Here is a 13403-nt window from a genome sequence, read left to right as displayed (position 1 = left end):
CAATGAGCACGCCGACCTTAGAACGTCCCAATGGCACCGGAGCCCCAAGCGCTGCGGCTCCTGACTTTTCCAAGCCAGTGGTCAAGCCGAAGAAAAGCACTTTCAAACTGATCGGTGAAGTGTTGGACCACGGTGGCCCGGGATACCTCCAGTTCGCCATCACGAACATTTGCAATGCCAAGTGCGATTTCTGCGGTTTTGCCGTGGACAAATTCGATCCCAAAAAACGGCGTAGCGTGACCTTGAAGGAGGCGAAGGACGTCATCGATATTTCGGTCAAGAACCACATCGGCTACATGCTGTTTGTGGGTGGCGAACCGCTGGTTCACAAGGAATTGCGCGCCATGGTTCGTTATTGTGCTGAATCGGGCATCCACCCGATGATTTGTACCAACGGTTCGCTCTGGACAGATCAGAATATGCGCGATCTTGCCAGCGATGGCTTGAGCAGCGTCATCATGTCGATTGATTCGCACGATATAATCAAGCACGAGAAAAACCGTGGCCTTCCCGATGTCTGCCGCAAGATCAAGTACGCGAATGAGGTTTTCAAAAAGCTGGGGATTCAAACCACCGCCAGCGTTACCGCGAGCAAGCTGATCGACGATTACGAGAAGCTCCCTGATTTTCTCAAAACGCTTGGCTTTGAAAGCTGCACCTTCAGCTATCCGTTAACCTCATTAGCTTCGAGCTATCTTAGCTTCAGCGATTCCAGCCTGGTGAATTACAAGACGGATGAATTGATCGCTGTGTTTGAAAAAATCAAGCAGATGAAGGCAAACAGCGGTTTCCCAGTGGTGAACCCCACGGAATCACTGAGCGAAATGCAGCGCCATCTCCGCAAGGAAAAGGAAAAGTTTGGCTGCCTCGGCGGACACAAATATTTTTATCTCGATTGGAACTTGAATTTGTATCGTTGCCACGCGTGGGAAACGCCGATGTGCAACATCTACGATTTTGATCAGTCCAAGCTCATCCGCGACGGTTGCACCAAGTGCATGATCGATTGTTATCGTGATCCGAGCGTGATGCAGTTCGTGGCCATCAGTGCCAGCGATGCCTATAACAACCTCAAAAAAGGCAAGGTCATCGCTGCGGCCAAAAACGTTTTCGACAGTCGCAATATTACTTCATTGAAAGCGGTTTGGGACGATCGTAAGTGGATTGGTGAGGTCTAATCGTCCGCGCACGCTCTTCAACTTCCAAATCAATGTTTCCAGAGCCGGTAAAATTTACTGGTAATGGAAATCTCATTCGTAACCACATTCTGGTCTCCCATGATCGAGACGCTGTTTGTGAGAGGCGTCCATGTCGCATTCGCATCCAAGCCGGAAGCGCCTTCGGGGATAAAGCCTGTCTGATAAGTCGGCCACGACAATACCAGTTGGCCTGCAGCAACTGATATCTTCAGAAGTGGTGGACCATTTAGTTTGGCTACAAACATTGTGTAGTCACCGGTAGCGAGACTCGTGTTTCCAAAGACTGCATTGGTTTCAAAAAAGCCTACCGTGTAGGTGTTGCCTTGGGAATCTACCGCAATTCCTGTTGGACCGGCTACGCTCCCGCCTCCAGTGGTTTGTTGTGCCCAAATCGGAGATCCATCTTTGTCAAATTTCGCCACAAACATCTGCTCATTACCGCTGCTGTTCCTTAAGGTGGTGTTTCCAAAGATGCTGACAGGACTGCGGAATTCCCCGAGTACGTAGGCGTTTTCTGCAGAATCAAGGGCGATGTCGAAAGCTCCATCATATCCAGTTCCGCCGCTATTCGTGGCCCATAGAATGTTTCCTGCATTGTCATACTTGGCCACAAACATATCGTTCAAGCCCCGATTGGTGATAGTAATGGTGTTGAAAGTTGCCACAGAACTGCCCAAAACACCCGTGATATAGCTTATGCCAGTCGAATCAACCGCCAGAGCGTTTCCCCAATCAAATCCAGTTCCTCCAGCTCCTTTGGCCCAAAGCAGATTTCCCTGATCATTGTACTTTGCGAGGAAGATGTTGTCATAGTAACCCGCTGAATTCAGACTGATATTCTCGATGTTCATGGTTAAACCGGAAAACGTACCTGCAATGTAGCAGTTGCCTGCTGCATCCACCCCGACTCCGCCAGCATGATCATCCGATTGCCCCCCGGCTCTTTTTGCCCAGAGCAGATTTCCCTGCTGATCGTACTTTGCAACGAAGACATCGGATCCAAAGGGCGAGTTTTGACTGGTATCGAAAGTATTCGCCCCAAAGGTGCAATTGGTGCCTGTAAACTCACCGGTTAAATAGACATTTCCCATTACATCGCTGGTGACCTTCTTCCCGAATTCGTTTCCATTCCCGGAAGATTGAGTTGCCCAGACTGGATTACCCGAGCTGTCATACTTCATAACAAAACAGTGCGTGCCGATTGTGTTCGTTAAAGTACTGCTTCCAAAACTGGTGTTACCAGCGGTAAAATATCCCGCCACAAAAATGTTGCCACTGCCGTCTAAGCAAAGACTCAGGCCTGTAAAACCATTTCCACCTGCCTGTCGTGCCCAAACCACATTTCCGGCCGGGTCATACTTGAGAAGGAAAACATCCGAGGCTCCGCTGTTGGTCAGCGTGATTGTTCCAAACGTTACGTTCGTTGTGGAAACATATCCGGTTACATAAATATTACCTGATGCATCGGTTGCTGCGGCGCTTGCCGAAGCTATGCCCGGTCCTTGAGGCTGCTTCGCCCAGGCAAAGGCTGGAGCTTGAGCATGTAAGGTTGCCGAAGCAAAACTCCAGGCGAGGAAAAGAGCTGTGCCTAGATTTTGGACAAACCGGTTGGAAAAGCTACACTTGTAATTCATTTTTGTTGTCAATTTAAGGAAATGCACTTCCTATCTCAGAAGTAGCACGAAATGGGCCACCCCTACGCTTCGGCTTTTCTTCTGATGGTAAATCAATCAAGCATAATTATTCCAATTTGCCGACGAGGCATCACCCCTTCGGGTGATGCTATTTTCATTTTATAATTCTTGTCTGCCCGTCCGGGCTGAATAATATTTGCTCTAGAATCGTCCATAAAATGCACCTGTTTCGCAAACCTCCGCATTTCGTGCGGAGGTGCGTTCAAAGCAGAATAAGATTATGTCTTTGTGTCTCATGAGTCGGCAGTCTTTCAAAACTTCCGTGCGAAGCCTCGCTCGTGTGGTTGTCGGGAGTTTTTTTCTCAATTCGGCTTGCATCCGCGCAGCAGAACTCGATCTGTCCAAGCTTCCTCCACCTGCGAACACCAAGGTCGATTTTGTCAAAGACATTCAACCCATTCTGGAAAAGAACTGTTACTCCTGCCATGGGCCTGCCCGCCAAAAGGCCGACTTGCGTTGGGATGTAAAGGAGATTGCCTTCAAGGGAACCGAACATGGTCCTGTGATTGTGCCGGGGAAGAGCGCTGAAAGTCGGATGATAGTTTTGGTTTCAGGTATCGACCCGAACATGGTCATGCCGCAAAAGGGTGACCGGTTGACATTACAGGAAGTCAGCCTGCTGCGAGCCTGGATCGATCAAGGCGCCAAATGGCCTGAAGGACTCGACCCGAAAAGTTACACCGAGAAGAAATCGCATTGGTCTTTCAAAGCCCCCGTAAAAGCACCCATTCCTGCCGTTAAAGACAAGAAATGGGTGCGCAATCCCATTGATGCTTTTGTACTCGCCCGGCTGGAGAAGGAGAAATTGCATCCTTCATCCGAAGCCGATCGCGTCACACTCATCCGTCGACTCAGCCTCGACCTCACCGGTCTCCCCCCGACGATCAAGGAGATCGACGATTTCGTTGCAGATAAAAGCCCTGACGCCTATGAGAAGCTGGTGGAACGCCTGCTGGACTCACCCCATTATGGTGAACGCTGGGGACGTCAGTGGTTGGATGCTGCCCGATATGCGGATACCAACGGTTATGAGAAGGATGTGCCGCGCTCCATCTGGCTCTATCGCAACTGGGTAATCAATGCGTTTAACAAGAACATGCGGTTCGATGAATTCACCATCGAACAGATGGCTGGTGATCTTTTACCGAATGCGACCACCGAACAAAAAATTGCCACCGGCTTTCATCGCAATTCGATGATTAACGAAGAGGGTGGGGTGGACCCTGAGGAATTCCGTGTGGCTGCCATCATTAATCGTGTCGAAACTACCGGCAAAGCCTGGCTGGGATTAACTGTTAATTGCGCCCAGTGTCACACGCACAAATACGATCCCATCTCACACAAGGAATATTACCAGTTGTTCGCTCTCTTAAATAATGATGACGAGCCAATGCTCGAAGTGCCCAGCAAAGAACAACAGGCAAAGCGCGCCGAGATCAAGAAGCGGGTTGCCGCCGTGGAAGACGAGATGCTGGCCAAGGATTCGGATTTGGCGAACCGGCAAGCTGCATGGGAAGAGAAACAGCGTGCCGATGCGGTCGAGTGGACAGTGCTTGATCCAGAATCATATTTTGGCGCTGTGGGAACCAAGTTTACTGAGGAAGACGACAAGTCGTTGCTGGCCACTGCGTCGAATCCTGGGAGCTCAACCTACACCGTCACCACCAAAACGAAGCTCAATAATATTACCGCGTTTCGGTTGGAGGCGATCACCGATCCCAATCTGCCGCACAACGGTCCTGGACGAGCGGACAACGGCAACTATGTATTAACTGACTTTAAGATCGATGCGATTTCGGCGGATGGAAAGGCCACCAATCATGTAAAACTTGAAAATGCAACGGCTGATTACTCGCAGCCTGGTTTTTCAATCACCAACGTTTTAAATGGAAATGGAAAAGGGAAGGTTGGATGGGCAGTCGATGGTGGTCCTGGCCGCATCAATGTAGATCATCGGGCGGCATTCGAAACCAGGGAACCAGTTGGTTTCCCCGAAGGCACCACGTTGATATTCACGTTGAAGCAGCTTTTCGGTGGCCAACACACGCTGGGGCGCTTCCGTCTTTCAGCGACAACCCGCACGCAACATCCGATTGTTGCTGATCCTTTCATGCCGGCCATTCGGAAAGTGCTCAACACTCCGCTCGAGAAGCGTACAGCGGAACAGCAGCGTGAATTGTTCAGCATCTATCGAAAGCTGGATTCCAAGTGTGAGGAAGGCAATCAAAAGATCGGTAAGATCATGGATGAATGGCCGCTGGCAGATACCACGATGGTGCTGGCCGCGCGTCCGGAACCCCGCGAAACCCATATCTTCAAACGCGGTGATTTCCGCAAACCCTTGGAAGAAGTAAAGCCCGACGTGCCAGCTTTCATGCCCGCGTTGCCCAAGAATGTGCCGCATAACCGGCTGGCTTTGGGACGGTGGCTGGTGGACAGAAATAATCCTTTAACGGCCCGGGTGACTATCAACCGTTTCTGGCAAGCCTATTTTGGCCGCGGCATTGTCACCACCTCCGAGGATTTCGGTACACAAGGCGACAAGCCTTCGCATCCTGAATTGCTGGATTGGCTCGCTTGCGAGTTCATGGATAAAGGCTGGGATATGAAAGCCATGCACCGCCTGATTGTTGAATCAGCCACTTACCGCCAGGCTTCCAAAGTTACACCCGAGCTTTATAAGATTGATCAGTACAATCGTCTTCTTGCACGTGGACCACGGTTCCGTGTTGAATCTGAAACCATTCATGATATCGCGCTGAAGACGGCCGGCCTGTTAAGCGACAAAATCGGCGGGCCGAGTGTGTATCCGCCAATTCCAGACGGTGTGCTTGGTTTGGCTTATGGTGCGCCCATGAAATGGGAGGTCAGCAAAGGCGAAGACCGCTATCGTCGCGCGCTTTATACTTTTTGGAAGCGCTCCGCACCGTATCCCGCACTTTCGATCTTTGATTCGCCCAATGCCGATGTGGTGTGTGTCCGCCGTGTCATGTCTGATACTCCACTTCAGGCTCTCACGACCTTGAATGACTCCGTCTTTCATGAAGCGGCTCAAGCAATGGCCATGCGCGTCTGGAAGGAAGGCGGCAAGACCGATCGTGAGCGTGCCATTTATGGTTTCCGTCTTTGCACAGGACGTCAGCCTGACGAAACCGAATTGAAAGCTCTCCTTGGCATGCTCAAGGATGAGGAGGAATATTTTGAGAATCGCTCGACCGAGGCCATTCAGGTGGCCTCAGAAGATCCCAAGAACCCGCCTGCAAATGTGAATTTGCACCAGGTGGCCGCGTGGACGCTCGCCTCCCGCGTGTTGTTGAACATGGATGAGACCATTACGAAGGAATAAATGACGTTATGAAACAACCCAGAATTAATTTCCGGCAGGAAATGGAAATGGAAGCGAAAAAACTTCTGACCCGGCGTCATTTTTTTCGCGACTGCGGCGTTGGTCTTGGGTCCATTGCCCTGGCTTCGTTGCTGAATGGTGACAAGCTGCTGGCTGCCACCGCAGCACGCGCGCAGGCTAAAGCTGATCCTCTACTGCCGAAAGCCCCGCATTTTACCCCCAAAGCCAAGCGCGTCATCTACCTGTTCATGGCCGGGGCTCCGAGTCAGTTGGACATGTTCGATTACAAGCCCACGCTGGCGAAATATGACGGACATCCCGTGCCGGCTGAACTGGTAAAGGACCAGCGTTACGCCTTCATTCCGCGTGATGCGGCGTTGTTCGCGACCACGCTGAAGTTTTCAAAGCACGGCAAATGCGGGGCCGAGCTTTCCGAAACTCTTCCCCATCTCGGTGAAATCGTCGATGACATTGCCATCGTCAAATCGATGACGACAGATGCTTTTAACCACGCGCCCGCGCAGATATTCATGAACACGGGGGCGACGCAGTTTGGTCGTCCCAGCATGGGTTCGTGGGTGACTTATGGATTGGGCAGCGAATCGCAATCTCTGCCTGGCTTCGTCGTTTTAAGTTCTGCTGGCGGCACCAGCGGTGGAGCTTCGAATTGGGGTTGCGGATTCCTTCCCACGGTCTATCAAGGTGTGCCCTTCCGTCGAAGCGGTGACCCCATTTTGAGCCTTTCCAATCCAAATGGCGTCACGAAGCAGATGCAGCGCGACTCGCTCGATGTTCTGAAAGAACTCAATCAACACCATCTCGACGTGGTGGGTGACCCTGAAATCGCCACGCGCATCAATGCATTCGAGATGGCCTATCGCATGCAGGCCAGCGCTCCCGAGTTGATGGATATTTCCAAGGAATCAAAAGACACCCTCGAAATGTACGGCGCTGAGCCGGGGAAGAGTTCGTTCGCGAACAATTGTTTACTCGCCCGACGCCTAGTCGAACGTGGTGTTCGTTTTGTTCAGCTTTACCATGAAGCGTGGGACCATCATAGTGAGGTAATCAACGGGGTTAAGAATCAATGTGGGGTGACAGACAAGCCGGCTGCGGCGCTGATCAAGGATTTAAAACAACGCGGCCTGTTGGAAGACACTCTGGTGGTTTGGGGGGGGGAATTTGGCCGCACTCCGATGGTCGAAACCAATGAGGCAGCTGGACGCAAAATGGGGCGCGACCATCATCCGCAGGCTTTCACGATGTGGATGGCTGGCGGCGGCATCAAGCCTGGAATTACTCTGGGGCAGACCGATGACTTTGGTTTCCACATTGTGGAAGACCGGGTTCATGTGCATGACCTGCACGCCACGCTTCTGCACCTGATGGGCTTCGATCACACCAAACTGACCTATCATTTCCAGGGGCGCGATTTCCGCCTGACCGACGTGGAAGGCGAGTTGGTGCCGAAGCTTTTCACATAATAATAAGATTAGGTGGATTTTGCCCCGAAGTCGCTTGGCGTAAAGGCGTTATTATTGGTAAAATTTGCTCTTGTCAAATTCCCAGTCGTTGGTAGGTTATCGGGCCTTTGTTATGAAAGCTGATTTACATCCAAAATATCAGGAATCGGAACTGCGTTGTGCCTGCGGCAACATTATTAAGACCCGTTCCACCAGAAATTCTCTTTTGTTAGGTATTTGCAACGCCTGCCACCCGTTTTATACTGGTACGCAGAAGTTCGTTGATACCGCCGGTCGCGTGGATAAGTTCCAGCAGCGTATGGCCAAGACTCAGGCCGCCCAAGCTGCCGCTGCGACCAAGAAAAAGAAGAAGTAGCTTATTTCTCCAGATCCGCCCGCTTGGTTTTATCGCCACGCGGGCGGACTGTTTTTATATGGCCCGGCGCTTTGCCGCCGGGATCTTCTCTTTTAAACGGTCCCAACTCTTTGTTACATGGATTTACGCCCACATATTGATAAATTCGCCCGCCGCTTTTCCGAAGTTGAAGCTTCGTTAAGCGATCCGAAAGCTTTTGAAAATGCTCAACGCTTTCAGGAACTTTCGAAGGAGTACTCACGCTTAAAGGGGCTGGTGGCCGGTGGGAGTGCTTATTTAAAGGCGGTGGCGGATCTGGAAGAGAACAAGACCTTGCTGGCTGCCGAACCTGCTGATTCTGAGATGGCCTTGATGGCGAAGGAAGAAGTCACCCGTTTGGAAGAAGTGGTCAAAAAGCTTGGCTTGGAGGTGCAGGCCGGAGTTCTGCCGCCTGATCCAACTGATTCCCGCAATACGATCGTTGAAATTCGTGCCGGAGCTGGCGGTTCCGAGTCTGCCCTGTTTGCTGCGGATCTCTACCGGATGTATACCCGCTATGCCGAGTCCCAAGGCTGGAAAGTGGAATCGATTGATGCCAGTCCTTCCGATCTGGGTGGATTTAAGGAAGTCATTTTCGGTATCACCGGATCGGATGTCTACAAGCGGCTGAAGTACGAAAGCGGTGTGCATCGTGTGCAACGCGTGCCGGCTACCGAAGCGCAGGGCCGCATCCATACCAGCACCTGCACCGTTGCAGTATTGCCTGAGGCTGAAGAAGTGGACATCGATATCAGACCCGAGGATTTGTCCGTTGATCGCTGCCGCGCATCCGGCAAAGGCGGGCAAGGCGTGAACACCACGGATTCAGCAGTGCGACTTCACCACATACCCTCCGGCTTGATTGTTTATTGTGCGGATGAACGTTCCCAGCATAAAAACAAGGCCAAGGCGATGACCGTCCTTCGTTCCCGCCTGTTGGAGAAAAAAATTGCCGATGAAAATGCCAAGTACGCCGCGCAACGAAAAGAGCAGGTCGGCACCGGTGAGCGTAACGAGCGCATTCGCACCTACAATTTTCCGCAAAACCGTGTTACCGATCACCGGATCGAGGTGACGCTCTACAATCTTCCAACTTTTGTCGAAGGAGAAATTGATTCGATCATCGAGCCGCTCATGACCAACGATCTGAATGAAAAGTTGGCGGCTCTAAAGTTGTAATCAAAATCCCGTACGTTTCTATGTTTCTATTCATCCAATGAATTCTTCCAAAAGCTTTCCCCAAGGAATCGTCTTCGATTGCGATGGCACTCTCGCTGATACCATGCCGTTGCATTGGCAAGCCTGGCAGACCATCAGCCGGCGCTATCAATTGCATTTTCCTGAAGACCGTTTTTACTCCCTCGGAGGCGTTCCGTCCCGTGACATTTTGAAGATGCTGGGAGAAGAACAAAAGATTGCTCTCGACCATCTGGCCGTCGCGCGCGAGAAAGAGGCTGAATACTGGCCGTTGATCGCCCAGGTTGAGCCGATTCACATCGTCGCAGATGTGGCCCATGCGAACCACGGTAAAATCCCCATGGCCGTTGCATCGGGCGGGACGCGTCACGTGATTGAAGAGGTGCTTAAGCATCTAAACATCCGGCATTTGTTCAACGCAGTGGTGACGAGCGAGGATGTGGCCAACCAAAAACCGGCTCCGGACATTTTCGTGGAAGCTGCTCATCGCATTGGCGTGCCGCCGCAACATTGCCGTGCTTACGAAGATACCGACCTGGGCATGCAGGCCATTCGCGCAGCGGGCATGGAAGCAGTTGATGTCCGCCACTTACTATCCGCGAACGGTAAGAAGTCGGCCTGATACGAAATAATACTTAGGAAGCTATCTCCTCAGTTTCGAGTGCTTGCTCTGGTGCCGTGATTGTTGCCGGTCGTCGTTTCCAGATGTAACGGAACATGAGCGTGCGCAACAGCGCAGTCAAGGGAATGGCCAACACGGCTCCGATAAATCCTCCCAACAAGGTGGTGCCTACCATGACGGCTACCATGATGGTGAGCGGATGCAATCCTGCGCGGTCACCGATGATTTTCGGAATGATGACAAAATCTTCCAGCAGTTTCACCGAGGCCACGATGGCGATAACTGCCAACGGATGGCCCCAGTCACCGTATTGAACAGCCGCCACGATCAAGGCCAGCGCCAGTCCCGTTATGGTGCCCAGATACGGCACAATACCTAGAACTGCGATCACCGCTCCCAAAAGCACCGCGTAGTTCAGGCCCATGATCAAATAAGCAATCGTCATCAACCCACCCACACACAAAGCCACCAATACCTGCCCTCTGAAGAAAACAATCATGCAGTCATTGAACGAGCTGAGGATAAAAACGATCTCCTGCTTCGCTTTGGATTCGTGAATGGGGAGGTAGTCGGTCCAACGGCGCGTAATGCCCTTCTTCTCCAAAAGAAAATAGAAGAGATAAACGGGCACGAGGACGAAACCAATTAAAAACTCCACCCATGTGGTTACTTTGCTAAGTTGATTGGTAATCCATTCCAATGTCCACATGCCAGCCTTGGTTAGTGCAGGGATAATTACCTCGTCGACTGGCGAATTCGCAATCGTCTTCGGTTTTCCCAGCGCTGCATTATTGGTTGGGCTTTCAACGTTATTTGTGCCCGTGACCGCCACCATATTGGTCGCAGAACTCGAAGATTCGGTTCCGGGTTTTCCAGCGTGCGCGATGCCCTGGCTTGCCTCATGCTGCCAGACCATTGCCAACCTGTGGCCCAAGGGTGTTTGTAAGAAATGATCAAAACGCGACTGCAACTTGTGGGTGGTATCTGGAAAATCTTTAACCAGCTTGCGCGTCTCACGAACAAGCCCCGGCACAACTGAACCAAGAAGTGCCGTCACAATCACCACTCCCAGCAGAAAAACCAGCAGGATGGAAAAGAGCCGGGGGATTCTCCGGCGAACAAAAAATTCCACAACCGGATCAAGTATATAAGCAAGAACCAGGGCGACCGCGACCGGCAGCAGTACGCCAGACAAGGCATTAACGATCCATCCGACCGACCAGACCAGCATGACCAGCAGACACATTACGACGGTGATTGCCGCCGCGGTGAGGGCGAACCATAAAACTTGCGCCTGTCTTGGAGTGGGAGGGGGAAAGTTCATATTCCTGTGCGTCTGCTTTATAATTCGAATTTCTGCCTGGCTGAGGACGAACCATGCGCGTTTCTAAAAGACTATCTCGCAACGCGACCTGCGCTTACCAACACCCTCGGTGTTGTAACTCCGCAATGCTCCACATTCGCTGAGTTCACATGGAAGGAGCCTCATCCCTGACCTAATTTTTTTGACTTTTCCGTAGCGGCACGGACAGCGTTCATCAAGGTGCCGCGCAACTGACCCTTCTCGAGTTCGTGCACACCCTCGATCGTAGTCCCACCCGGACTCGTAACCATGTCCTTGAGCGCACCGGGATGCATGCCAGTCTCAAGCACCATCTTCGCGCCGCCCAGAAGGGTTTGGGCCGCCAATTTCGTCGCAATATCACGCGGCAAGCCTGAAGCAACTCCGCCATCACTCAGCGCTTCAATGATCATATACACATAAGCAGGTCCGCTGCCGCTCAACCCCGTCACCGCATCGAGCAACGCTTCTTTAACTTGGAAAGCAACGCCAACCGCCGAAAAAAGTTTCTGGGCCAATTGTCCATCCTCCGGAGTGGTGGATTTACCGAAGGCGTAGGCAGTGGCCGATTGGCCGACGATTGCCGGGGTGTTGGGCATTACGCGGATGGCCCGTGAATTTGCGGGAAGTCCCGCTTCAATCTTCGCCAAAGGCACACCAGCAGCTATGGAGATGATCAGGTGATCTTTGGTAAATTGATCCCGAATTTCCGCGAGCACTCCGCTGACCTGATCCGGTTTGACGGCCAGCAGCAGGACGTTGGCAAATCTGGCAACTTCAACGTTGGACGAAGTGACTTTGGCTCCAACTTCTTTGGCGAAGGACTTGCCGGCCGCTTCGATTGGATCGCTCGCGATTATTTGCTCGGCCGATACCAGTCCGGCTTGAATAAAACCTTTCGCCAAAGCGGTCCCCATCTTGCCGGCACCCAGAAAGCCAATTGTCAGTTTCGCAGACATGCCGGATTTGTATCAGTTTGGTGGCGCAAGCAAAGGCGAAAGATTTAGCGTGTTCCAGCCTGCATCGTTGATAATCCTCGAGTCTTGACCAGGTAAATCCACCTTTGGTCACGGTTCAACCCCAACTTGAACAAACAATGTTGGGCCAGCACCTCTTTTGCAGCTGGGGTGAGCGGAACAGCTCCTTTCGCCTGTCAGTGGCGATATAATAATTCCAGTATTATAGGTGCCACAAACAGCACCTTTACTCTATCAAACGTTTTGACGGCAATGCGGGCAATTATTCTGTGCAGGTAACCAATGCTGCCGGCAGTGTCGCCAGTGCAGGGGCCATGCTCACAGTAACTCAACTAAAGATTGCGGACTTGTTGCTGGCCAACAGGATGATGAATCTTACGGCGAACGGTGCGCCCGGGACAAACCATGTTGTCCAAACTTCGACGAACCTGATGAATTGGACTCCTCTGGCGACTTTGAATAGCAGTGATGGAGCGCTGCAATTCAACGAAGCGGTTTACACCAATAATCCGCTGCATTTTTACCGTGTTACTGCTCCGTAACAAGGCCTGCGAAGTAAAATCGGCCAGTTCGTTTTAGGAACTGGCCGATACCACGAGTCTAATAAACTAAATAATCAATTGGGCTGGTTTGATTTCGCTTTCATGGCGCGAAACCTGGCCCAACGCGCAGTGACTGCCGCTGCGACCTTCGCCCTTCCGGCGGCAGAGAGACGGTTCTTTCCGGCCGCGACTGCCTTTTGGGGCTTGGCGGCGTTGTACTTGGCCCAGCGGATACGTTGGGCGGCTGCAATTCTTTCCCGGGCAGCTGGGCTGAGATTTCTTTTACTGCCATTCAGCCCATGCAGGCCATTCTGACTCCCACGGTTTCCACCGCGAGTGTATGTTAGCGGAGACAAACCCAGAATCTGGTTTAGCTCGAGAGTCAGCGTTTCGATCTGCTCCCGCACATGGACAGCTCGTTTGAGCTGTTCCAAGGACAAAGTGGCAATTGAATTTGACATAGTAACAGGTTAAATTTTTTTGTTTTGCGGCTTCCAGCTTGTCTTCCGATTTTCTTTAATAAATCGTAAACACCAGTCTTAGCCGACTTATTACATCTCCGGTTCCCAATACTCATAACAGTAAACCCTCTTACTCGCCTTAATTACTACTACATATTTGTGTAAT

The 13403-nt window shown here is 51.7% G+C and carries 11 protein-coding genes; 7 read left to right on the top strand and 4 right to left on the bottom strand.

Features of this window, described 5'->3' with window-relative positions:
* Window positions 1-2: 2 nt before the first annotated feature.
* Entirely contained in the window at window positions 3-1178 is a 1176-nt protein-coding gene (locus CFLAV_RS18425) for a radical SAM protein (RefSeq protein ID WP_150107485.1), read from the top strand.
* A gap of 29 nt (window positions 1179-1207) precedes the next feature.
* On the opposite strand, the gene CFLAV_RS18420 is transcribed toward CFLAV_RS18425, so the two are convergent.
* Window positions 1208-2833 (bottom strand): NHL repeat-containing protein, encoded by a 1626-nt coding sequence (locus tag CFLAV_RS18420; RefSeq protein ID WP_007416303.1) that lies wholly within the window; start codon window positions 2831-2833, stop codon window positions 1208-1210.
* A 280-nt stretch (window positions 2834-3113) separates the two neighbouring features.
* On the opposite strand from CFLAV_RS18420, the gene CFLAV_RS18415 reads away from it, so the two are divergent.
* From CFLAV_RS18415 to CFLAV_RS18395, 5 genes are all read left to right on the top strand, one after another.
* Window positions 3114-6239, top strand: coding sequence for a PSD1 and planctomycete cytochrome C domain-containing protein (locus CFLAV_RS18415; RefSeq protein ID WP_007416302.1), 3126 nt, complete (start codon window positions 3114-3116; stop codon window positions 6237-6239).
* 8 nt (window positions 6240-6247) lie between these two features.
* Window positions 6248-7723 carry a DUF1501 domain-containing protein gene (locus CFLAV_RS18410; RefSeq protein WP_007416301.1) on the top strand — a complete coding sequence of 492 codons (1476 nt, stop codon included), beginning with the start codon at window positions 6248-6250 and terminating at the stop codon, window positions 7721-7723.
* Between the two features lie 112 nt (window positions 7724-7835).
* Window positions 7836-8078, top strand: coding sequence for a 50S ribosomal protein L31 (gene rpmE / locus CFLAV_RS18405; protein WP_007416300.1), 243 nt, complete (start codon window positions 7836-7838; stop codon window positions 8076-8078).
* Between the two features lie 117 nt (window positions 8079-8195).
* Entirely contained in the window at window positions 8196-9275 is a 1080-nt protein-coding gene (prfA, locus tag CFLAV_RS18400; protein WP_007416299.1) for a peptide chain release factor 1, read from the top strand.
* 37 nt (window positions 9276-9312) lie between these two features.
* Window positions 9313-9915 (top strand): HAD family hydrolase, encoded by a 603-nt coding sequence (locus CFLAV_RS18395; protein WP_007416298.1) that lies wholly within the window; start codon window positions 9313-9315, stop codon window positions 9913-9915.
* Between the two features lie 13 nt (window positions 9916-9928).
* On the opposite strand, the gene CFLAV_RS18390 is transcribed toward CFLAV_RS18395, so the two are convergent.
* Both CFLAV_RS18390 and proC read right to left on the bottom strand, forming a co-directional pair.
* Window positions 9929-11239 (bottom strand): AI-2E family transporter, encoded by a 1311-nt coding sequence (locus tag CFLAV_RS18390; protein ID WP_007416297.1) that lies wholly within the window; start codon window positions 11237-11239, stop codon window positions 9929-9931.
* Window positions 11240-11400: 161 nt separating this feature from the next.
* Window positions 11401-12216 (bottom strand): pyrroline-5-carboxylate reductase, encoded by an 816-nt coding sequence (proC, locus tag CFLAV_RS18385; protein WP_007416296.1) that lies wholly within the window; start codon window positions 12214-12216, stop codon window positions 11401-11403.
* 287 nt (window positions 12217-12503) lie between these two features.
* Between proC and CFLAV_RS18380 the strand changes: the two genes are divergently transcribed.
* Window positions 12504-12776 carry a hypothetical protein gene (locus tag CFLAV_RS18380; RefSeq protein ID WP_040549368.1) on the top strand — a complete coding sequence of 91 codons (273 nt, stop codon included), beginning with the start codon at window positions 12504-12506 and terminating at the stop codon, window positions 12774-12776.
* Window positions 12777-12850: 74 nt separating this feature from the next.
* On the opposite strand, the gene CFLAV_RS18375 is transcribed toward CFLAV_RS18380, so the two are convergent.
* Window positions 12851-13237: a hypothetical protein gene (locus tag CFLAV_RS18375; protein ID WP_007416294.1), complete on the bottom strand. Its 387-nt coding sequence runs from the start codon at window positions 13235-13237 to the stop codon at window positions 12851-12853.
* Window positions 13238-13403: the final 166 nt, after the last annotated feature.

The organism is Pedosphaera parvula Ellin514 (assembly GCF_000172555.1).
GTDB lineage: Bacteria > Verrucomicrobiota > Verrucomicrobiia > Limisphaerales > Pedosphaeraceae > Pedosphaera.
This window is presented reverse-complemented; position numbering and strand designations above follow the sequence as displayed.